The 21,696-nt window shown below is 35.0% G+C and carries 20 protein-coding genes; 2 read left to right on the top strand and 18 right to left on the bottom strand.

Annotated elements, in window-relative coordinates:
• The 13 genes from ACU1LP_RS06350 to ACU1LP_RS06290 form a co-directional block, all read right to left on the bottom strand.
• Positions 1-678: a methyltransferase domain-containing protein gene (locus tag ACU1LP_RS06350; protein ID WP_445735866.1), complete on the bottom strand. Its 678-nt coding sequence runs from the start codon at positions 676-678 to the stop codon at positions 1-3.
• Positions 675-1,433: a cytidylyltransferase domain-containing protein gene (locus ACU1LP_RS06345; protein WP_445730716.1), complete on the bottom strand. Its 759-nt coding sequence runs from the start codon at positions 1,431-1,433 to the stop codon at positions 675-677. The genes ACU1LP_RS06350 and ACU1LP_RS06345 overlap by 4 nt, the downstream gene beginning before the upstream one ends.
• 1 nt (position 1,434) lies before the next feature.
• The gene (locus ACU1LP_RS06340) at positions 1,435-2,310 is read right to left on the bottom strand and encodes an aldo/keto reductase (RefSeq protein WP_445730715.1); all 876 of its coding nucleotides are present in this window, start codon (positions 2,308-2,310) and stop codon (positions 1,435-1,437) included.
• A gap of 49 nt (positions 2,311-2,359) precedes the next feature.
• Positions 2,360-3,505, bottom strand: a complete 1,146-nt coding sequence (pseC, locus tag ACU1LP_RS06335; RefSeq protein WP_445730714.1) for a UDP-4-amino-4,6-dideoxy-N-acetyl-beta-L-altrosamine transaminase — start codon at positions 3,503-3,505, stop codon at positions 2,360-2,362.
• A complete protein-coding gene (pseB, locus tag ACU1LP_RS06330) occupies positions 3,505-4,521 on the bottom strand; it encodes a UDP-N-acetylglucosamine 4,6-dehydratase (inverting) (protein WP_445730713.1) in 1,017 nt (338 codons plus the stop codon). The genes pseC and pseB overlap by 1 nt, the downstream gene beginning before the upstream one ends.
• Positions 4,522-4,762: 241 nt before the next feature.
• Positions 4,763-5,623, bottom strand: a complete 861-nt coding sequence (gene rfbD, locus ACU1LP_RS06325) for a dTDP-4-dehydrorhamnose reductase (protein ID WP_445730712.1) — start codon at positions 5,621-5,623, stop codon at positions 4,763-4,765.
• Complete coding sequence (gene rfbC, locus ACU1LP_RS06320; RefSeq protein WP_445733562.1) at positions 5,620-6,165, bottom strand: dTDP-4-dehydrorhamnose 3,5-epimerase; 546 nt, start codon at positions 6,163-6,165, stop codon at positions 5,620-5,622. Before rfbC ends, rfbD begins: the two co-directional genes overlap by 4 nt.
• Positions 6,166-6,169: 4 nt before the next feature.
• Positions 6,170-7,024, bottom strand: a complete 855-nt coding sequence (rfbA, locus tag ACU1LP_RS06315; protein WP_445730711.1) for a glucose-1-phosphate thymidylyltransferase RfbA — start codon at positions 7,022-7,024, stop codon at positions 6,170-6,172.
• 93 nt (positions 7,025-7,117) lie between these two features.
• The gene (gene rfbB / locus ACU1LP_RS06310; RefSeq protein ID WP_445733559.1) at positions 7,118-8,161 is read right to left on the bottom strand and encodes a dTDP-glucose 4,6-dehydratase; all 1,044 of its coding nucleotides are present in this window, start codon (positions 8,159-8,161) and stop codon (positions 7,118-7,120) included.
• Between the two features lie 7 nt (positions 8,162-8,168).
• Complete coding sequence (locus ACU1LP_RS06305; RefSeq protein WP_445730709.1) at positions 8,169-9,236, bottom strand: hypothetical protein; 1,068 nt, start codon at positions 9,234-9,236, stop codon at positions 8,169-8,171.
• Positions 9,237-9,246: 10 nt separating this feature from the next.
• Positions 9,247-10,938: a DUF6909 family protein gene (locus ACU1LP_RS06300; protein ID WP_445733558.1), complete on the bottom strand. Its 1,692-nt coding sequence runs from the start codon at positions 10,936-10,938 to the stop codon at positions 9,247-9,249.
• Between the two features lie 36 nt (positions 10,939-10,974).
• Complete coding sequence (locus ACU1LP_RS06295; RefSeq protein ID WP_445733557.1) at positions 10,975-12,468, bottom strand: GH3 auxin-responsive promoter family protein; 1,494 nt, start codon at positions 12,466-12,468, stop codon at positions 10,975-10,977.
• Between the two features lie 73 nt (positions 12,469-12,541).
• Entirely contained in the window at positions 12,542-13,411 is an 870-nt protein-coding gene (locus ACU1LP_RS06290; RefSeq protein WP_445730706.1) for a M23 family metallopeptidase, read from the bottom strand.
• Positions 13,412-13,528: 117 nt separating this feature from the next.
• On the opposite strand from ACU1LP_RS06290, the gene tatA reads away from it, so the two are divergent.
• Positions 13,529-13,708, top strand: coding sequence for a twin-arginine translocase TatA/TatE family subunit (gene tatA, locus ACU1LP_RS06285; RefSeq protein WP_445730705.1), 180 nt, complete (start codon positions 13,529-13,531; stop codon positions 13,706-13,708).
• A 68-nt stretch (positions 13,709-13,776) separates the two neighbouring features.
• On the opposite strand, the gene ACU1LP_RS06280 is transcribed toward tatA, so the two are convergent.
• From ACU1LP_RS06280 to ACU1LP_RS06270, 3 genes are all read right to left on the bottom strand, one after another.
• Positions 13,777-14,706, bottom strand: coding sequence for a DUF4837 family protein (locus ACU1LP_RS06280; protein ID WP_445733556.1), 930 nt, complete (start codon positions 14,704-14,706; stop codon positions 13,777-13,779).
• A 102-nt stretch (positions 14,707-14,808) separates the two neighbouring features.
• Complete coding sequence (locus tag ACU1LP_RS06275; RefSeq protein ID WP_445733555.1) at positions 14,809-16,335, bottom strand: LysM peptidoglycan-binding domain-containing protein; 1,527 nt, start codon at positions 16,333-16,335, stop codon at positions 14,809-14,811.
• 238 nt (positions 16,336-16,573) lie between these two features.
• Positions 16,574-17,761 (bottom strand): phosphoglycerate kinase, encoded by a 1,188-nt coding sequence (locus ACU1LP_RS06270; RefSeq protein WP_445730702.1) that lies wholly within the window; start codon positions 17,759-17,761, stop codon positions 16,574-16,576.
• 1,122 nt (positions 17,762-18,883) lie between these two features.
• On the opposite strand from ACU1LP_RS06270, the gene ACU1LP_RS06265 reads away from it, so the two are divergent.
• Positions 18,884-20,038: a DNA polymerase III subunit gene (locus ACU1LP_RS06265; protein ID WP_445735865.1), complete on the top strand. Its 1,155-nt coding sequence runs from the start codon at positions 18,884-18,886 to the stop codon at positions 20,036-20,038.
• Positions 20,039-20,124: 86 nt separating this feature from the next.
• Here ACU1LP_RS06265 and ACU1LP_RS06260 read toward each other — a convergent pair whose 3' ends face one another.
• Together ACU1LP_RS06260 and ACU1LP_RS06255 are read right to left on the bottom strand one after the other, a co-directional pair.
• A complete protein-coding gene (locus ACU1LP_RS06260) occupies positions 20,125-20,523 on the bottom strand; it encodes a hypothetical protein (protein WP_445735864.1) in 399 nt (132 codons plus the stop codon).
• A gap of 284 nt (positions 20,524-20,807) precedes the next feature.
• Positions 20,808-21,320: a hypothetical protein gene (locus ACU1LP_RS06255; RefSeq protein ID WP_445735863.1), complete on the bottom strand. Its 513-nt coding sequence runs from the start codon at positions 21,318-21,320 to the stop codon at positions 20,808-20,810.
• Positions 21,321-21,696: the final 376 nt, after the last annotated feature.

The following is a 21,696-nucleotide window of genomic DNA, read 5'->3' as shown; positions in this document are numbered from 1 at the left end:
TTACTTTAATTTAAATAGTGAAGAAAAGGTCCAATTATAATCATCACTTTCAATAAACACATCTAACGTATGTTGATTGTCTTTGTTCATATATTCGTTTAATTTACTGTTGTCCCAAAGTTTAAAATGTTGCAAATAAAAATCTTTCATCTCGTCTAAATAAAAATCCATGTTTCTTTTAAAGACTTTTAATTTATCGTTATGGGAATCCATTTTTTCAATCATTGTCTCAGATAAAAAATCATATATATAGATATATCCATTTTTATTTAGAAGTTTTTTGCTGTTTTCCACCAAAACTTTAAACTCTTCATTGCTTAACATATAAGTGAAGAAACCAAAGATGATTACGTCATAAGTTCTTAAACCCCCAAATTCTTCTCCCAAATTAACTTTCATTCCATCGATATTTGGTCTGCTTTCTTTTAATTTTTCTAAATGAGCAATGGCTTTTGAAGATCCATCATATCCGTCAATTTGTTTTGAATAATTACTTAAAAAAAGGATGTTGTTGCCTCTGCCTACACCAAATTCTGCGATGTTTTTATTTCTTAAAAAAGATTTCGGAAAAATATCTGTTAGATGCTCTGTAAAACAGTTGTGATTACTGTACATGTTTCTCTCAAACCATTTATCGGCATCATTTTTTACATAAATTTCCCCTTGTTTTTTCATCATTTATCGTTTTTAATTGATTTTAAAAGACCTTCATTTCTAACTATCTTATTATTCAGTTGGCTTATTTCTTTGTTTACCAAATAGTAATCTGCATAGGTTTTCCAATCTTTATCCAATCCTAATTGCTCCACAATACGTTTTATCACTTTAAAATCTTGGGGTTCATCAACCGTTAACCTTACTTGGTTATAATTCTCTTTTAAACCATGATTATCCGATTTGAATAAAAAACCGCCTTTAAAGGAGGAATTATTTCTTATATAAGGCGTTACATGCTCACGCTCCGATAGTAATTTAGCTTCTTTCCATGCTTTTTCCAAAGCCTTAAAAGTAAAAACTTCAATATCCTGGCCATCGGGGTACAATTCCTCCATTCCGTTGGAATAGTAATCCAATTTTCGCTCTACCGCTTGCTCTATAACTTGGTCTATTAAGACGGGGTCTATTAAAGGGCAATCGGAAGTTAATCGAACTATAAAATCTGGCTTAATTTCTTTAACAGCTTGGTAAAAACGATCTAGAACATCTGTTTCGCTTCCTCTAAAGCATTTTAAATTAAACTCTTTTACCAGTAACTCAACTTTATCATCCTCTTTATTTGTGGTTGTTGCAATAATAATTTGGGAAACCAATTTGGCTTTTTTAATTCTATCAACATGTATTTGCAATAGGGTTTTACCTTGTATTTCTTTTAGAATTTTATTTGGGAGCCTTGTAGACCCACTTCTTGCTTGAGTAATAACAACAATGTTCATTTTAATTCCAATTGGATGGGTTCAACAAATTTATTTCTTTAACATCTATCGCATCAATGCTGTCATGAGGAATATTAACTTTTTGGTCACAAATAATAAGGTTATTCATTAGTTGCTCGGTGTTTTCAACTCCAACTAACACAAAATCAATATACTCTTTTTCAAGCACATATTGTAATGCCAAGGTTTCAGTATTTATGCCGCTTTTTAATTTTATGGATTCAAATTCTTCAATATATGTTTTTAATGGGTTTAGAACTTCTGGCAGGTTGTTGCCGTTTTTAAAAAACAATCCTTGCAAAAACACCGATCTGGTATGTACTTCCATATTCATGTTCTTTGCTCTTATTAGAAGGGTTTTTCTTTTTGACGCATTATCAAGAGCATTGAATGGAATTTGAATAAAATCAAAATCTGGATAATTATCCAACACATCCTTTATTTCCTCATTTGAATACAAAGAAATGCCCGCTTTTTTTATGATCCCGCTTTCTCTTGCCAATAACAATTCATTATAAAAATACGCATTGTTTTTAAAACTTTCAAAATTATGAAACATATAGCCATAAAGCTGATTAACCCCTAAAATTTTACAATCTCTTTGTATTTGTTTAGAAAGATCTCCTTTTTGCAAGGAGTGATTAGCGGCTAATTTTGTTATAATTTTAAAAACTTTGTTCGGATTTTCTTTCTGAAATTTTCCAATAACCTCTTGAGAATCTCCGTAAGCCTCGGCTGTGTCTAAAATTCTTATTTCTTTGTCATAAGCCAGATGCAAAATATCAAAAGCTTTTTGCAATGAAGGCTTACCCGATTTATTATTAATCCCGTAATCCAAACCCAATTGAACGGTTCCTAATATCAACTTATTTTTCATTTAAGATTAATTGTTATTAAGCTTAGATTTACAATTATGAAAATTTAAATTATGCTTTAAAATAGCTTAGCACTTTTTCTATAACAAATGCTTGTTCATCATGTGACAAACTCGGGTACATGGGCAAACTAATACATTTAGAATAATAATTTTCTGAATGATCCAAGTTAGCATTTCCATATCCAATGGTTTTGTAATACGGCAAGGTCTGTACTGGTATATAATGTATCTGGGCAAAAATATTATGGGTTCTTAAAAAATCGTACAAACCTTTTCTATCGTCCACTTCTATAACAAATAAATGATGCGCATTATAAGTGCCTTCGGGCAGTCTTTGGTATTTTATTTTATTTTGAAATGCTTTTTTATAGGCATCTGCAATCTCATTTCTTCTTTTTACACCTGCCTCATTCTTGGCAAGTTGAGTTATGCCCAAAGCAGATTGAATATCTGTTAATCTGTAATTAAAACCAAGTTCTTGCATTTCGTAATACCAGCCACCATGATTTTCTTCCATATTATCTTTGGTAATACCATGGGTTCTTAACAAAGAAAGTTTTTTGTATAATTTTTCAGAATTCGTCGTTACCATACCGCCTTCTCCACAAGCTATATGTTTTACAGGATGAAACGAAAAAATACCAATATCGGCATAATTCCCGTTACCACACATCTGTTTGTTTCCTTTGGAATCGGTAAAAAAGCCTCCTGGTGCATGGCAAGCATCTTCAATGATCCATAAACCATGTTCATTTGCCAATTCTCTAAAATACTCTAAATCAACTGGTAATCCAGCAAAATCTACGGGTATTATCCCTTTAAAAAACCCTTTAGGCTTGCTTTCGATTAGTTTTTTTGTGCTTTCTAAAGATAAAAGATACGTGTCTGGATCTATATCTGAAAACCAAACTTCACCACCTGCATATCTAATACAATTAGCTGATGCTGCAAAAGTAATGGGCGTTGTTATTACCCTTTCCCCTTCTTTTAGCCCCAAAGCTAAAACGGCCAAATGTAAACCAGCAGTGGCATTATTTACGGCCACAGCATACTTTACGCCAATATATTCAGCAAATCGATCTTCAAACTCTTTAACTTTTGGCCCTTGGGTTAAAAAATCACCTGTTAAGGTTTTAACTACAGCGTCAATATCATCTTGTTCTATGTGCTGTCTTCCGTATGGTATAGATTGCATTATAATTTGAAATTAGAGTCAACGTGTTCTTTAATTAAAATCCTTAGTCCTTCAACCGTTTCCCAATCTTCATTATCGCCGGAATTATAATTGAATCCTTCCTTTACCCTAACAGCATTAAACTTACTTTTATACTCGTTTAAATCCCAATTATGTGTAGCTGGAAGTATAATGTAATATTTACCTAGATCATAAGTGTAAAAAGAATCGGAAGCCGTAATCATTTCTTCATGTACTTTTTCCCCGGGTCTGATTCCCACAATAGGTTTTTTGCATTCAGGTCCTATGGCTTCTGCGACGTCTGTAATTCGATACGATGGGATTTTTGGAACAAACAACTCGCCACCCCATGCGTGTTCTAAGGCGTGCATAACCATATCTACCCCGCCTTGCAACGATATATTGAAACGGGTCATATTAGGGTCTGTAATAGGTAGAATCCCCTCCTTTTTTTTGTTTATAAAAAACGGAATGACCGAACCATTGGAACCCATTACGTTTCCGTACCTTACAACCGAAAATATAATTGGGTTTTCTCCTTTAATGTTATTGGCTGCAATAAACAATTTGTCCGACGTTAATTTTGTAGCACCGTACAAGTTAATTGGAGCGCAAGCTTTATCGGTAGAAAGTGCAACCACACGTTCAACCTTAGTTTTTAAACATGCATCTACAACATTTTCAGCGCCTCCTATATTTGTTTTAATACATTCATCAGGGTTATACTCAGCAATGTGCACATGTTTCATTGCCGCGGCATGAATTACATAATTTACACCCTGGAAAGCTCGTGTTAAACGCTCACGGTCTCTAACATCTCCAATGAAATATCTTATTTGTGGAAATTTGTCTTCAGGATACTCTTGGGCCATTTGAAATTGCTTCTGCTCATCCCTAGAATAGATTATCAGTCTTCTTGTTTCAGGATATTTAGAAAGTATATAACTGGTTAATGCTTTACCAAGAGACCCTGTTCCTCCTGTAATTAAAATTGACTTTCCGTTTAAATCTAACATAGGTTTGTTTTAAATCTTTTATAAACTATCCTTAAATAAGGAATTTGTAAACTCTATTGTATTCTTATTTAATACTCTGTAATAGTATTGAAAAACTAACACTTACTTTTGGTTGCAAAATTACGTTAACATTTGTTAAATCAAAAATTGCTTTAATAAAATAGTACAGGATTAAACGCTATTATGTGTTCTATTTAATCATTTTGTTCTGTAAAATAATTTTAACTAAAAAAGGTTCTCTTTATTGAGCTTCATGTAATCTAAATAGGCTTTTCTTTAAACTATTCTTCCAATAAGGGATTTCAACATTAAACGTTTTTATTATTTTAGACTTATCTAAAACACTATACACGGGTCGTTTTGCCAATGTTGGGTAGTCTTTTGTTTTTATTGGTAATAATTCAACATCAATCTTACTTTCCTTGAAAATAGCCTTTGCAAAATCAAACCAGCTTATCTCCCCTAAATTACTGTAATGGTACAACCCATAATTTTGAGATTCTATATTAATTATGTGAAATATTACTTTAGCCAAATCACCTGCATAAGTTGGGGTTCCTATTTGATCACTTACAACGCTTATTTTATTTCTATCCTTTGAAAGCCTTAACATGGTTTTCATAAAATTATTACCGTGTTCTGAATATAACCAAGATGTTCTTAAAATAAAGTGTGTTTTTAATATTTGTTTTATTTCTATTTCGCCTTTTAGTTTAGTTTTTCCATAAACATTTACTGGTTTTGTTTCATCGGTCTCACTATATGCCTCTGTTTTTAATCCATCAAAAACAAAATCGGTAGAAACATGAATTAATGTAGTATGTTTGGATTTACAGGCCAAGGCTAAATTTTTAGCGCCCATGGCATTTATTTGGTAAGCTTTATCATAATCTTCTTCAGCTTTATCTACCGCTGTGTAAGCTGCACAATTAATACAATAATCAATTTTACTGTGGGATTGAAAAAACTGGGTAACTTTATTTAAGTCACAAATATCAAGTTCTTGATAATCTGTATATAATATATTTAAATCATTTTCTGCAATATCTTTCAAACAAATTCCTAATTGCCCATTGCTTCCTGTAACCAAAATGGTTGTCATAATTTTGCGCTTTTTAAATTAGGTAGTTTTTGGTCTTTTTCGGAAATTATAAATTCCTTTTCGCCAAAAACCCAATCAATATTCAAATCTTTATCATTGTAAATAATCCCGCCTTCTGATTCTTTATTGTAAAAATTATCGCATTTATAAGTAAAAATGGTGTTGTTTTCCAACACTAAAAAACCATGAGCAAAACCTCTTGGTATGTATAATTGCTGGTGTTTTATATCGTCTAATATTATTGAAAAATGTTGTCCAAATGTTTTGGATTCTTTTCTAATATCTACACAAACATCCAATACTTTTCCTTTTGGTACACTAACTAATTTTGATTGGGCAAATTTTCCGGTCTGAAAATGTAGCCCTCTTAAAACCCCAATAGAAGATTTTGATTGATTGTCTTGAACAAAAACAGCATCAACTCCTATTTTTTGCTCAAATATCTTTTTGTTGAAACTCTCAAAAAAACAGCCTCTTTCGTCCTCAAATACTTTTGGTGTTATTACAAAACACCCTTTTAAATATGTTTCTTCAATAGTCATGCTGCTATAATTGTTGAAGATATTTACCATAACCACTTTTCAGTAATGGTTCGGCCAGTTTATGCAATTGCGATTTATCTATATAACCCATTTTATAAGCTACTTCTTCTATACAGCCTATTTTTTGCCCTTGTCTTTCTTCAATTACCTGTACAAATTGGGATGCTTGCATGAGTGATGTGAAGGTGCCCGTATCTAACCAAGCCGTCCCTTTATCCAATATTTGAACTTTTAGATTCCCCAACTTTAAATAGGCTTTATTTACATCAGTAATTTCCAACTCACCCCGTTTACTAGGTTTTATGTTTTTGGCTATAGAAATTACAGAATTATCATAAAAATAAATACCGGGAACTGCATAGTTTGATTTTGGGGCTTCTGGTTTTTCTTCAATTGATATTACCTTATTCTGCTCATCAAATTCTACCACACCATAACGATTTGGGTCTTGAACATGGTAAGCAAAAATCACGCCTCCTTTGGGGTTGATGGTTGCTTGCAAAGTTTCGTTCAATCCCGAACCGTAAAATATATTATCCCCCAAAATAAGGGCTACATTATCGTTTCCAATAAATGTTTCACCAATTAAAAATGCTTCCGCCAACCCGTTAGGCTGTTCTTGTATAGCGTATCCAAAAGTGCATCCGTAATCTTTACCAGTACCTAAAAGTTCTTTAAACATTGGTGTGTCCTTTGAGGTTGAAATAATTAGTATCTCTTTAATCCCTGCCGACATTAATGTAGTTAATGGATAGTAAATCATGGGTTTATCATAAATAGGCATAAGCTGTTTGCTTACCACTTTAGTTAGTGGGTGTAAACGCGTTCCCGAACCTCCTGCCAATATGATGCCTTTCATCTGTTTTTATTTGTTTTTTAATTAAGGTATTTCAAGATATGTTTTCTTACCTCACAGGTTTTGAAAACCTGTGAGGTCTTTATTTTGTTAATTTCAATTATATTGTTTTTGATAGTACAATTGATAATCTCCGCTAGTAACGTTAAGCAACCAATCTTCATTGTTCAAATACCAATCGATGGTTTTATCAAGTCCTTCTTCAAAGGTTACAGATGGTTTCCAGCCCAATTCGTTGTTTATTTTTGATGCATCTATAGCGTATCGTAAATCATGCCCAGGGCGATCTTTTACATACGTTATCAGTTTTTCGGAAATACCTTTTTCTCTATGTAGTTTTTCATCCATCTGCTGGCATAACAACTTTACCAAATCAATATTTTTCCATTCATTAAAACCGCCAATATTATAGGTTTGTTGGCTTTTTCCTTTATGGAAAACCAAGTCGATGGCAACGGCATGATCTTTTACATATAGCCAATCCCTGGTATAATTGCCATCGCCATACACCGGCAATGCTTTATTGTTGATTATGTTATTTATAAAAAGAGGGATCAACTTTTCCGGGAATTGATTTTGCCCATAATTATTGGAGCAATTGGTTATTAAATAAGGCATGCCGTAGGTTTCTCCATAAGCCCTTACAAAATGATCGGAACTTGCTTTTGATGCGGAATATGGTGAATTTGGGTCATACGGGGTGGTTTCGGTAAACAACCCTGTTTGGCCCAATGTGCCATAAACCTCATCGGTACTTACATGGTAAAACAATTTATTGCTGAAATTGTTTTTCCAAGTGTTCTTAAATGCATTTAAAAGAATGATGGTGCCTATAACATTCGTTTTAACAAAGGCTAAAGGATCTTTAATCGAACGATCTACATGCGATTCTGCCGCTAAATGGATAACACTTTCAAATTGGTGCTTTTCAAATAATTGGTTTATAAAAACCTCATCCGTTATATCCCCTTTTACAAACGTATAATTGGGTTTATTTTCAATGTCCTTTAAATTCTCCAAGTTGCCCGCATAGGTAAGCAAGTCTAAATTAAAAATATGGTAATTAGGATATTTTTCAACAAATAGTCTTACAACATGAGAGCCTATAAAACCTGCACCACCTGTTATTAAGATTTTCATTGGTCTTTTATTTATTATATTTTTCTAAATATTTGATAGACTCTAAGGCCAGTAAAATAATGAAAGTTAACAACACCAATCCAATGGCATAATATTTCTTAATACTAATTGATTTTCCAAAAACCATTTTTGATTTATCTGCTATACCACTTTCTTGTTTGCTAGACACTACTTCAACTACAAATTGTTTGTCTGCTTGTTTTCTTCTATTATCAACTAACTTTTGCCTTAGTTCTAAATCACTTTTATACAAATCAAACTCTTTGGTTTTATCAATTTGTGTAGAGCCTTCAATGGTGATACTGGTTTGTGCTCCTTTATCTTTCTCCAATACTTTTTCCAATACCCGCTTATAGGTGCTTTGTAAAGAATCGGATTGGTTTAAAGCCTGCATTAATGCCGTTTCTTCGTTTTTTAATTCTGTTAAATCTTTTTCCTGTTCTCTTTCAAAGAATTCGTTTTTATCTATGTTTTCAATAATATTATCAAATACTTTCTTAAAACTATTCCTTGCTTTTGCTTTAATGGCTATTTGCTGATATTCGTAGGTATAGTTTTCAACGTTTTTAATGTAGGTTTCATATTCAACTTTAGAAGCTACTGCCGAATCTAATGTTTTAATGTATTCGTCAAATTTTTGTAGCTTTTCATTTTCACTAATAACAGGTGCTACTTCAAAATCTAAAATAGTTTCAGCTTCACTTTTTTGAATATTCAAGGTTTTTTGTAAAGTGTTAACGTCTTTTTGTTTTACCAAATCTTTATAATAACTAATAGAACTGTATAAGTTTTCCCCCGTTGGATAATTTTGTTTAATGGTTGCATACGATTTATACACTGGTTCAGAAGTCTTATCTAATAAAATACCTAAAGCTATCCCAACAACCCCAGCAATTACAAGTTTTAAGATATGTTTTTTTATAAAAAACACCAACCAAACAAATGCTAAAAATATGCCTTTGAAAATGCTGCCTATAAATCGAAAAAATCGGTCGAAAGCATTTCCAATAAGTCTAAATAGCTGTCCTAAATCTACTTCTTCAGATTGTTGCGGTTTGGGCAATTCATTATTCATAACCTTGGTATTATTGATTAAATATTTGTTCTATTATTTTTCTTGTTATTAAATAGGTTGGCTTTACGCCCGTAGTTCCTAAACCTCCAGAAGCTAATGTTGCTCCTGTTTCCAAAGGGTTGTCACTGGCGTAATAAGCATATCTTACTTTTACATTGGGGCTGATGCTGCCTCTCACTTTTGAGGCTGCTTGAATGGCTTTTTGGTAATGTGCGCCTTCCATTTCCAATCCAATAACGCTCCAGGTGGAGTTGTAAAAGAATTTTAAAATGTCCTTGTTCTGTAATGAGGTGCCCAAAACGGTAATCATCGCCCCTTCATACACATTGATACCATGGCCTTCCATGTCTTTTTTGGACAATTCGTTGTTAAATGGATAATTGTCCGCAGTTCCTTCAAAAATATGGGCAGAAGGAATCATGATGTCGCCTTTTCCTCCTTCCAAAATCCCTGCTTTTCCCATAATGGAAATAGATTCCACGTTCAAATGGATTTTCTTTCCCTTTATTTTATAGGGTTTTAATAGCTCGTCAATGGTTTCATACGCCTGTTCCCCAAAAGCATAATCCATTACCACTATAACGGGTTTTTCAGATTGTATAAGGCTTTCGTTAACTTGAATGTCCAGTTTTGAAACATCTATTTTACACGCATCAAAAATTTGAACATCTATTTTGGTGCCTGAGGCATCCTCAATATAAATCATGCCATTTTGTAACGCTTCTTTGGTGACTTTATTTCGAAGGTCGTTATTTCCCCTAACACTTAACGATTGGTAAACACTGTAAACATCTTTTTTTGAAGCTCCTGTTTTTAATGCTGATGGTGCAAAAAGCGTATTCATAACACTGTGCATGTTCGCACTGATGATATGGATGGGGCGTTCCAATAGATCATTTTTATAAAGAGCGTCCTTTATGGTGTCTGCCCAAATTTCACCATGTATATGGTGCCCTAAGCGCTCTCTTAAAACAGGACTAAAGGTAACGGTGCGTTTGTTATTGTTTATCAACTCTTCAATGGCCAATTTACCTAACCAGTACACAATATGCAACAAACGCTCTGGTTGGGATGGGGTTGCAAAATCGGCGTAAGCAGCTCTCAGCTCATTAAATGTGCGACCTAAAATATTGGCAGTATGTGTTATGGCAATTTCTCGCTCGCTTTGGGTCAGTTTGTTTTTTGATAGAACGGCATTTTCAAGTTTGGTCCAATCTCTTGTGGTTGCTCCACTTTCATCAATGATGACACGATTACTGATTTTATGCGATTCTACAAACAAAAAAGTAAGATGCGTTAAGATGTCATAGATTTCAGAACGCCCTCGGGTAATCTCGATGTTCATTTGCTCGGCATCTATTCTGTAGCAATTCCGTCTTCTTTTTTCAGGAATTATAGCCTTAAAATGTGAGTTTGAATACCCTTCATCGCTCGTTAAATTAATAAATGTACATTCTTCAATGCCTATAGGAAGTCGATCTATAACATAGAGTAAACCTTCCAATTCGGCTTTTTCTTCGCCTATAGAGCCATAAATTTCGGGGCGTAATAGTAGTAATGATTGCCTAAGGGTCTCTCCCGAAATGCCCATTGGCTTATAAAAACCACGGTTAAACAAATGGCGCATAGTAATATACATCCTTTCAATGGCATTCGTGCTTTCTTGGGCCCGTGTTCGTTCATGATGTTTTTTATTACCCATACTTCAATTTGACGTGCAAATATAACATTATTTGGTTTAATTTATGTGCGGAAAACCCTCAACAATTTTTCGGTCGTTGGATAATCTTGGAAGCTTGTTTTGACCGCCTAATTTTCCAATGGATTTCATATACTCTTGAAACCCTCCTTTTGTCACTTTCGTGATTTTTAGAGGCTGTAAGACATGGCCTGAAATCAAGTCGAAATAATAACTGTTTTGTTTTTGAAGGGATTGGTCAATTTTTTTAGCCAATGCTGAAAGATTTTCCGGTTCGTTTTCAAATTCTATAAACCATTCGTGGTAGGGCAAGCCTTCTTTCGGATTAATTTGGGGCGCCACGGTAAATTCTGTAACCCTAATGTTGGAATTTAAAGTGGCTTCCTGCAAAGCTTGCTCCACTTCCTTCCCAATAACATGCTCACCAAACGCAGAAATAAAATGTTTAATACGCCCTGAAACAATAACGCGATAGGGTTTTGTGGAAGTAAACTCCACCGTATCGCCAATATTATAGGCCCATAAACCAGCATTTGTTGAAATAATCATCACATAGTTTACCCCAACCTCCACATCTTTAATGGTGATTCGTTTTGGATTTTCATCAAAAAAGGCATCGGCTTTAATAAACTCATAAAAAATGCCCGATTTAAGCTGAAGCAGCATCCCTTTTTCATTTTGTTTGTCTTGAAATGCAAAAAAACCCTCACTTGCCGGATACAATTCGATGCTATCTACTTTTCTCCCTATAAGATTTTCAAATTTTGCCCGGTAAGGTTCGTAATTAACACCTCCAAAAATAAAAAGGTTGAAATTTTTAAAAATTTCGCCTACTTTTTTGCCTGTTTTTTGCTGAAGTTTTTCAAAATACATCTGTACCCACGAAGGGATTCCCGATATAATGGTCATATTTTCAGGTAGCGTTTCCTCCACTATGGCATCTACTTTGGTTTCCCAATCTTCAATACAATTGGTTTCCCAAGAAGGCAATCTGTTTTTTTGAAGATATTTAGGAATATAATGCGCTACAATACCAGAAAGCCTTCCTAATTGAACACCGTTCTGTTCTTTAAGAATGGGGCTTCCTTGAAGAAAAATCATTTTTCCGTCGACAAAACTGGTGTTCCCCGTTTCATATACATACATCAAAATGGCGTTTCTTGCCGATTTTACATGATACGGCATACTTTCTTTGGATATGGGAATATATTTAGATCCTGATGTAGTACCCGAAGTTTTGGCAAAATAAAGTGGTTTTCCTTTCCACAGCACATCTTCTTCTCCTGCAACCACACGCTCCACATAAGGTTTTAAATCTTCATAATCCCTTACAGGAACGCGCTTTATAAAATCGTCATGTGATTGGATACTTTTAAAATCGTGGTCTTTTCCAAATTGGGTGTCAGCGGCGTGGGCAATTAATTTTTTAAACACCTTTTCCTGTGTTTCAACTGGTTTGCTTGCCCACTTATTTATTTTATAGTGTACTCGTTTTGCAAAAGGTTTCGCTAAAGCGGCTTTTATTGATAGCATACGGATGTATTTGAAGGGACGGAAGGCGGATGACCGAAGACTGATGAAAGAAGACAGTTGCTTATCCGTTCCATTATTTAAAATCTATAAAGTTGGTGGGGTTGGTGGGGTAACCGTCATTCCAAAGCTCGAAATGTAAATGGGGACCTGTTGACAGTTCACCCGTATTTCCCGCAGTGGCAATAACCTCACCCGCCTTGACCAAATCGCCTTGCGATTTTATTAGGGCTGAGTTATGCTTATACACCGAAATGAGACCGTAACTATGTTCTACAATAACAACGTAACCCGTACTGGCAGTCCATTCTGCAAAAATAACGGTGCCATCGGCAGTTGCTTTAATCGGGGTGTCTTTTGCCACCACCACATCTACGGCGAAATGTTTCTTTTTTATATTGTACGGTTCACTAATGGTGCCGTTTACTGGTGGAAACAATACAAAGTTTGAAGCTGTTTTTGCCGATTCAAACAGATTGTATTTATCTTCTTTATCTACTTTTTGCCGTAACACTGAATCTGCTGCGGTGGGTTTTAAATCTACTTCACCAGCTTCCAATTTTACCGCTCTAATAATGGAGTCTTTAACAAAATCCATCGTATTAACATCACCTTGCAATACCTTTTTTATGGAAGCATAATAGCGGTCGTTCATGGATATGACCTGTTGCAGTGAGTCCGTCTTATAATTTAACTCAGTGGCCTTCTTTTTTAAAGCCGCCGATGAGTATCCGGGAATATATTCCCTTAATGGTGTAAAAGCAATTAAAAAGGTAGTTCCTGCAATTAAAAAAATTACGGATAAAGATGCTAAAACAAATACATTTAATCTGTTTAACCTAATGGAAATGCGCTCTTCGAACGTATCTTCGTTAAGTATGACCAATCGGTATTTATCGAGTAGCTTTCTCTTTATTTTTTTTGGCTTCCCTTTTTTATCGTTCATATTGAAACAAAATTAAATAAAATTATCGCAAGAGTTGTTTGCTTTATGCTAAAGTTATACTCAAAACGGTTTTATTAAAGTATAATTATTAACTTTGCATAATAAAATTGTTAACTTATGATTTCACTAGGTATATTTTTAGCTATTGGCCCCATGCAGATTGTACTGATTGTGGTGGTTGTTTTATTGTTGTTTGGCGGAAAAAAAATCCCTGAATTAATGAGAGGTCTTGGTAGTGGTATTAAAGAATTTAAAGATGCCAGTAGAGAAGACGACAAAAAAGACGATAAAAATTAAATCCTCTTTTGTACGAAAACAAAAAGTCCAACACCATTATGGTGTTGGACTTTTTGTTTATGAACTTTCTAATCTATTTTTACCGATTTGATAATAGCCTCCAACTCCAACATATAATCGCGCTTCTCAACCGATGGCGCAAAAGCAAAACCTTCAATAATTACCCATCGTTTATTGATTTTATCCTCAATGGCGTAGTTTATAAAAGGGCCTCCCATAAAATCTGCCTTCAAATCCCAAATCCCTTTTGTTTCTATGGTAGGTTTATTGTCAACGATGGTTTCCTGGATAAAAGGCGCATAGGCATCTTCGGTAGTCATATAAGATTCAATTTTTTCTCCATCGGCATTTACTTCACCATCCTGTCTTCCTTTAATATAAATTTTTGCAACGGAGTCCCTTAGCTTCACTATTTGGTTTACCAAACTGTCATTTCGCTTAATGGCATTGTAGGGCACCTCAAAAATCATCAGATTGGTGGTTCCTGTGGTAATCTCTTTTCTGATCCAAAAGAAATCATCACTTTCTTTCGCTATTCTATAAACAGATGGGAATTGAATGGTCAATCCTAGTTTTTTTTGTATGGAGGTAAATTTATGAGGTGATTTAGCCATTTGGCGGCGTCTTTCGGCAATTTCTTCGTTTTTAAAGGTCTCTACTATTTTTGCAGCATTTTCATTAATAACCTGAATAATTTCTTGTCTTGTTTTGCCCCATATTACAATAACCTTTTGGGGTTGTGCATACACATTGTTTAAAATTTCTATGCCTGGATCTTTCTTTATTTCAATCTTTAAAACGGTTCTGTTTTTTGTAACAAAACCGGAGAACACAGAGGGCGGGATTTGACTGATTGTAAAAATGGGCTCATCTTGGGGCAACCCGTAAATAGGTTCGGTAAGCACATTTCTAATGGCATCGCCAATACTACCATCCCATAATTCATTATCTACAACCACCGATACGTTATTGATACTGCCCGAGGAATTTGCAAGCATTTTTTGATCGGACTTTTTTTTATCGCCACAGGATACTATCAAGATGAATACTAAAAAAGAAAAAAGATAATGTCGCATCATTTATACTAGATTTAAGGGAATTTAGCTTTTGGATACTTTAAGTTTCATTCCCGGTTTTAAATTACTACCACTAATACCGTTCCAATCTTTAATATTTTGAACAGAAACTCCAGGAAATTTTTGCGAGATGCTCCAAAGTGAGTCACCGCTTCTTACCGTATACGTTGTTGAGCTACCGGAAACCGATTTTGTTGCTGCGGTTTTGCCAATTGAAGATGATGATGGCGCGCCTGAATTTCGGGGATAAATGGTTAAGCGCTGACCAATTTTTAAATTATTGCTCCGTAAACCGTTCCACTTTTTAATATCGCTTACCCTAACGCCATACTTTCTTGCAATGATCCCTAAAAACTCACCAGACCTGACCCTATGTGTTGTTTTTGTGTCCGATTCAAAAAATTGGGGCATGGGTTTTTCGCGTTTAGCAAACTCCGCTTTAGCAAAGTCGTATATGTGATCTTCGTTTGTTACAAAATCGCCCATAACGGTTTTAGGCAATCGAAGCGCATAATTTTCGCCTTTTACAAAAGGAATGATGTCTAATTTATAAGAAGGGTTTAAAAACTGAAGTTCTTCCATTTCAACACCTGTTGCTTCAGAAATTTGGTCGAGCGTAATCATTTGTTTCACTCGAATGGTATCGGTTTCAAACAATGCCACTTCCGGTCTTGGTTTTGTAAACCCGTGTTCTTCAGCATATTCAAAAATATACATGGTGGCTAAAAATGCCGGTAAATACCCAGCGGTTTCACGTGGCAAATTATGCCTGATGTTCCAATAATTTTGGTATCCGCCCGAGCGACGTATGGCTTTTGTAACATTCCCTGGGCCGGAATTGTAGGCAGCCAAGGCCAAATCCCAATCGCCAAAAATTTCGTAAAGTTTGGATAGATATTGGGCGGCGGCTTCGGTAGATTTTATGGGGTCGCTACGTTCATCTACGTAACTACTTACATCCAAACCGTACATTTTACCCGTGCTGTACATAAATTGCCACAAGCCGGTAGCACCAACCCTGGATTTGGCCCTGGGTTTTAATGCCGATTCCACAATGGCCAAATATTTTATTTCTAGAGGCAAATCGTTTTTATCCAATGCGCGCTCGAACATGGGGAAATAAAAAGCACTTAAATTAATCAGTTTTTGTAAAGTCTCCCTCCTGTTTTTTAGATAGGATTTTATAACACTTTCCAAACCCGGATTATATTCAACGTTAAAAGGCGTTTTAGAACTTAAATCGGCCAGTCTGGTTTTAAGAAGTTCTGTGGATAGTTCGGGATATTCCACCTCTTCAAAAGAAAGATCGCTTACTGAATTATAAATAGTATCGTATAGCGTATTACTGTAAAGTTCTTCTAGCCATTTTTGGTCGAAATCGGCCGCAATGATATCGTCTTCTACTTTCTGTATTAAAAGACTGTCCTTTTGGGTTTGGATGACGTTGGGATTGGTTTTAATTCCATCTAAACCCTGATTGGATTTTTGGGATTGCGAAAAACACGTTCCAAAGCTAAAAATGAGTAATATTATATAAAATCTAAAGGCCATAAAATCAATTTGGTTGGTTGTATTGAACGATATTATGGCTAAAATCGTATTTTTTAAGTTAAAATAAAAACTTAATTTAGTTTATATCCTTTAATCTATCGATTAATTGCGAAAAACGATTCTTTTGTCGGTTTTCTTTATTTATTTCAAAAAAAAGCCGCCAATGCACGAATTTTAAAATATATTCGTGCATTGGTGGCCAAATGTAATGCCTTGAATTTTAAATGGATACCTTATTTTATTCTAAAATTGCAGCAATTCCCGGTAATGTAATGCCTTCCAAACTTTCTAACATGGCGCCACCTCCAGTACTTACATAACTCACTTTATCCTCAAAGCCAAATTGCTTAACGGCAGCAACCGAATCGCCACCGCCAACTAAAGAAAACGCACCGTTTTTGGTCGCTTCGGCAATGGAATTTCCTAACTCTATGGTGCCTTTTGCAAAACTTTCCATTTCGAAAACACCTAAAGGGCCGTTCCAAAGAATGGTTTTGGATTTCATCACCACGTCATGGAACATTTTTATGGATTTTGGCCCTGCATCAACGCCTTCCCATCCATCAGGTATTTTGTCTATGTCAACAATTTGTGTGTTGGCATCGTTGCTAAAAGCATCGGCAGCAACGACATCAACAGGAATGTGCACTTGAACATTTTTAGCTTTGGCTTTCTTTAAAATTTCCAACGCCAATTCTTGTTTATCGTCTTCACGAATGGAGTTTCCTATGTTTCCTCCTTGTGCTTTAATGAATGTGAAGGACATACCGCCACCAATAATCAAATGGTCTACCGCATCCAAAATATTTTCGATAATGGTTATTTTTGATGATACTTTGGCCCCGCCAAGTACTGCTAGAACAGGTTTCTCCCCTGTTTTTAAAACTTTGTCGATGCTTTCAATTTCCTGGGCCATTAAATAACCAAAACATTTTTTATTTGGGAAGAATTCTGCAATAATAGTGGTTGAAGCGTGTGCTCTATGCGCTGTACCAAAGGCATCATTTACATAGATATCTCCTAATTTTGCTAGTTTTTCGGCAAAGTCTTTATCGCCAGCTTCCTCTTCTTTATAAAAACGCAGGTTTTCAAGCAATAAAATTTGTCCTGGTTTTAAATTTGCTGCGGCAGTTTCGGCTTTTTCTCCAATACAATCTGGTACAAAGGTAACTTCCACGCCTAAAATATCTTCAACCTTATCTACGATATGTTTTAGGGAAAATTGATCTTGAACGCCTTTTGGGCGCCCTAAGTGGGACATTAAAATACAGCTTCCGCCATCTTCCAATATTTTAACAATGGTTGGTTTTGCTGATACAATTCGGGTAGCATCGGTAACCTCGAAGTTTTCATTTAAAGGCACATTAAAATCGACACGGATCAATGCTTTTTTGTTTTTGAAATTAAAATCGTTAATGGTTTTCATATATAAGTTTAATAATTTTTTAAATATTTGATTCACAAATGTAACTAAATAAATAGTGTTGTAAAAACCTGTTGTTGAACGAAAACGATATAGCTGTTAAATAAATTTGATTCGGTATTAATCGACTAAAGAAAAAAGACCGCTTCGCTAATAGTCCCGATAGCTATCGGGAAAAGAATATAGACTTGATTCTAACTAATCGATAAACAGCATAGAACATTTGTTGATTGTTAAAAAAACATTATTCATGCGAATCAAGAGTTAAAATAATATAATTATTCAGCCGAGTGAAAATTGGAATGCGCACTTATCTTAGGGGCGTTAGCCTTGTAGGCTTAGTAGTAGCAAAATGAGCCATGATGATGAATTAGGGGCTTTGGCCCTGACATCTTTAATAAAATAATTATGTACGTGTTTGCCATGTTTATTGAATTTCAGGATTATCTGTTTTTTGTTCATTATCGTGTTAATTTATGAAGATAACAGGGCTACGCCCCTTTTTATTTAATTAACGTTTGTATGTATCTACTACGATTTTAGGGCTAACGCCCCTAATATTGTCTTATAAATCGTAATGGATTTTAATCTTTTCAACACTTGATTCGCATTATTCATAAAATTCTAGAGTCGCTAGTGGATTCCTGCCTGCGAAGGAATGACAAAACTAAATACATCGAGAATTTGATCTGTGTACGGAATTCGCGTTAGGGATTACTCACATATTTTATTGTTATATTTTGAAATCGTGAATACTTCGCATTTGAGGCGATATCCTTTTTAAACTAAAACGCAACCAAACTTTGTTTTGGACTAAAAATTGGCAGATGACTCCGTCTTTCGTCCTACCATTGACAAGTATTTTAAATATTTGATTTTAAAGTATTTAAATATCACTCAAATTTTAAAAACACCCCTAAAGTCCCCTCAAGGGGACAATCCATATTTTCAAATTTTCAGTTTCAAATTCAATTTAATTGTCAACAATATCGCGTGATAATTTTTTTATCTGTTGCCTCGCCATGACGTTTAAAGAGATTTTTAGCCGAAAGCCTGACCCTTGTGGTAACGCCCAAATACAAATTAGTGTTTTAACATCTAACAAAAATTGTGTAGGTTTGTTCGATGCTATTTTCGGAAATTTTAGGGCAAGAACACATTAAAAACCATTTAACGCAAAGTGTTGAAAATGGTAGGGTTCCGCATGCGCAATTGTTTGTGGGTGCTGAGGGTTGTGGCACGTTGCCCATGGCCATTGCTTATGCGCAATATGTGCTGTGCAGCAACACTAATGGAGAAAACAATACGGGCAATGAGGCCTGTAACCTAAAATTTAATAACATTTCGCACCCCGATTTGCATTTTGCCTTTCCGGTTACTACCAGCGATAAAGCTAAAAGCCATCCCGTTTCCAGTCATTACCTTGAAGAATGGCGAAAACTTTTAAAGGAACAGCCCTACGGCAATTTATTTGATTGGTACAAACTGTTGGGTGTGGACAATAAGCAGGGACAGATTGGTGTTGATGAAGCGCAAGATATTGTAAAAGCTTTGGCATTAAAAGCTTATGAAGGCGGTTATAAGGTGATGCTGGTTTGGATGGCGGAAAAAATGAATACCGCCTGTGCCAACAAACTTTTAAAGCTTATTGAAGAGCCGCCCAATAAGACCGTTTTTATTTTAATTGCTGAAGATGAGGAGCAAATAATCAATACGATTAGGTCGCGGTGCCAAGTGTTGCATTTTCCACCGTTGGCAGAAGATGTTATTAAAAACGCTTTGATTAAAAATTACGGTTTAGAGCTTTCGGTGGCTTCAAAAATAGCGCATCAGGCGAATGGTAATTATAACAAAGCCTGCGATTTGATGTACCATGATTCTGAGGATTTGCAGTTTGAGGAATGGTTTGTTTTCTGGATTCGGAGTGCTTTTAAAGCCAAAGGAAACAAAGCGGCCATTCACGATCTAATTTCTTGGAGCGAGGATATTGCTAAAACGGGCAGGGAAACCCAAAAGCAGTTTTTATTGTTTTGTTTAGACTTTTTTAGACAGGCCATGTTACTAAATTATAACGCTACCGATTTGGTTTACTTAGAACCAAAAACCGAGGGCTTTAAGCTCGAAAAATTTGCGCCTTTTGTACATAATAATAACATTATGGAAATTAGCGACGAGCTGCAAGATGCGGTATATCATATTGAACGCAACGGAAATTCTAAAATCATCCTTACAGATTTGTCCATTAAGTTGACGCGGTTGCTGCATAGGAAAGCGGAGTGAAAATTAAAAAGGGGTCTGTTCTAAAAAGTCTCGTTCTATGCCATATTTATAACCTCAATGCCTTGAGACTTCAATGGGCAGCCCTATTATTTAAATAGTGATTGAACTTTTTCAATTATCATTTTATATCCCATATCTTGAGTTTCATAATAAAGACTTCCTATAATAGCTTCCTGCATCCTGTTTGAGTCCAAAATAATTTGAAATTGCTCAAGCAAATAATTTTTAACTTTATTATCGGCACTGCTAACTAATTCATGCCAATCTGTACGATTATCTAAAATATAAATAATATCCTCAAAATCATGACTCATTCTAGGATCATTGCCACCTCTCTCCGAATGAGCAACAAATTTACTTGCCAAAAAATAGGGTAGTGGCATGATGCTAATAGTGTATTCATCTATTTGAATTTGTTCTCTATATTCAAAACCTAACTCAAACCAAGGATTTGCAGGTGCCCATCCTACTGGTGTAGTTCCCATAACGTCTATCAAAAATATTCTAGTTTAAATCTGCAAATCACACCTAAATCAGCCGATAGTTTAAAACCTTTAGAGACTAACTTTTCCCTAATTTCTTCTAAATGTGTTATAGATACGATCTTGATACTAATATCAATTCTTTTGTAGGTTTTACACCATCGGGCAGCAGGGGTCATTAATATACAAGCTTACCGTTGCTCCTCCAACACAGATTACCTCATTGTTTAACTTACCCAAGACTTTAGCTACTCGCTGTATGATTATTCTATTTATAATTGTGTTTTTCAATTGAAATGTTTTTCAAGTTCTACTGTCGCTAATTTTTGCTCTCTAGCATTTCCTAAACGTATAGCATCGGCTAAAGCCAATAATTCATGCAAAACAGGATCTTTTAATGCTGCTTTAGGAACATTTGGATGCAAAGGTTCTATAGAAAACCCTCTTTTGTTTCCTTCTGCATAAGGCCATACATATAATTCATCGCTTTGTATCATTTCAGAAAGTGGTGATGCGCTATGTGCTGTTGCAATTCCCCTTACCAATCCGCTTGGTTGTTGTGGATATACATATTTTAACCCTGAAGTTATAAACTCCACCAAAGCTTGCTTCATGATGCGCTTTTTATCATTAGCAATAAGACCTGCTAGTGCACTGCGATTTAAAGATTCGCTCACTTCGCTATTACTAATAAAAAGCTCGTTGGCAATATCTTTCATCAACCAATCCTGATCACCTTTTGCTACTATTTTTAATAAAATAACAATATCGTGAGGGCGCATTCCATTATGTTTCTTCATAAACCTAATTTTTGTTTCGCGATTCGCAAAACACGAATTTAATACAATTTGAATCTCTTTACAAAAAAACTTCCTGATTATTTTTAATAATAGACCACCATGGATTGGGAATCCATAGTTTTATATTGGCAGACTTAAAGTCTGCTTCGTGAAATAGCCGATAAAGTATAAAAGTATAGGGGAAAAACACATAATTATTTGTGTTCCCGATAGCTATCCGGGAGCAGGGTTTTAACCTTTAACTTGATAATAAAAATACTAAATTTAACTTTAGTACATGACAAAAATAATCTTACATCACCTTAAATCCGCAAGCGATTAATTTGCTATTTTAAACATTTATTTTATGTGGTAAAAGTAATCTTTTCGGATAATT

Source organism: Mariniflexile sp., from assembly GCF_052728615.1.
This window is presented reverse-complemented; position numbering and strand designations above follow the sequence as displayed.

Coding starts and splice junctions, on each gene's coding strand:
- ACU1LP_RS06345 (WP_445730716.1), bottom strand. CDS start 1,433: ATGAACATTGTTGTTATTACTCAAGCAAGAAGTGGGTCTACAAGGCTC.
- ACU1LP_RS06340 (WP_445730715.1), bottom strand. CDS start 2,310: ATGAAAAATAAGTTGATATTAGGAACCGTTCAATTGGGTTTGGATTAC.
- rfbC (WP_445733562.1), bottom strand. CDS start 6,165: ATGACTATTGAAGAAACATATTTAAAAGGGTGTTTTGTAATAACACCA.
- ACU1LP_RS06275 (WP_445733555.1), bottom strand. CDS start 16,335: ATGGCCTTTAGATTTTATATAATATTACTCATTTTTAGCTTTGGAACG.
- tatA (WP_445730705.1), top strand. CDS start 13,529: ATGATTTCACTAGGTATATTTTTAGCTATTGGCCCCATGCAGATTGTA.
- ACU1LP_RS06290 (WP_445730706.1), bottom strand. CDS start 13,411: ATGAACGATAAAAAAGGGAAGCCAAAAAAAATAAAGAGAAAGCTACTC.
- rfbB (WP_445733559.1), bottom strand. CDS start 8,161: ATGAAAATCTTAATAACAGGTGGTGCAGGTTTTATAGGCTCTCATGTT.
- rfbA (WP_445730711.1), bottom strand. CDS start 7,024: ATGAAAGGCATCATATTGGCAGGAGGTTCGGGAACGCGTTTACACCCA.
- pseC (WP_445730714.1), bottom strand. CDS start 3,505: ATGCAATCTATACCATACGGAAGACAGCACATAGAACAAGATGATATT.
- rfbD (WP_445730712.1), bottom strand. CDS start 5,623: ATGACAACCATTTTGGTTACAGGAAGCAATGGGCAATTAGGAATTTGT.
- ACU1LP_RS06305 (WP_445730709.1), bottom strand. CDS start 9,236: ATGAATAATGAATTGCCCAAACCGCAACAATCTGAAGAAGTAGATTTA.
- ACU1LP_RS06260 (WP_445735864.1), bottom strand. CDS start 20,523: ATGGGAACTACACCAGTAGGATGGGCACCTGCAAATCCTTGGTTTGAG.
- pseB (WP_445730713.1), bottom strand. CDS start 4,521: ATGTTAGATTTAAACGGAAAGTCAATTTTAATTACAGGAGGAACAGGG.
- ACU1LP_RS06270 (WP_445730702.1), bottom strand. CDS start 17,761: ATGAAAACCATTAACGATTTTAATTTCAAAAACAAAAAAGCATTGATC.
- ACU1LP_RS06350 (WP_445735866.1), bottom strand. CDS start 678: ATGATGAAAAAACAAGGGGAAATTTATGTAAAAAATGATGCCGATAAA.
- ACU1LP_RS06280 (WP_445733556.1), bottom strand. CDS start 14,706: ATGCTTGCAAATTCCTCGGGCAGTATCAATAACGTATCGGTGGTTGTA.
- ACU1LP_RS06265 (WP_445735865.1), top strand. CDS start 18,884: ATGCTATTTTCGGAAATTTTAGGGCAAGAACACATTAAAAACCATTTA.
- ACU1LP_RS06295 (WP_445733557.1), bottom strand. CDS start 12,468: ATGCTATCAATAAAAGCCGCTTTAGCGAAACCTTTTGCAAAACGAGTA.
- ACU1LP_RS06300 (WP_445733558.1), bottom strand. CDS start 10,938: ATGGGTAATAAAAAACATCATGAACGAACACGGGCCCAAGAAAGCACG.
- ACU1LP_RS06255 (WP_445735863.1), bottom strand. CDS start 21,320: ATGAAGAAACATAATGGAATGCGCCCTCACGATATTGTTATTTTATTA.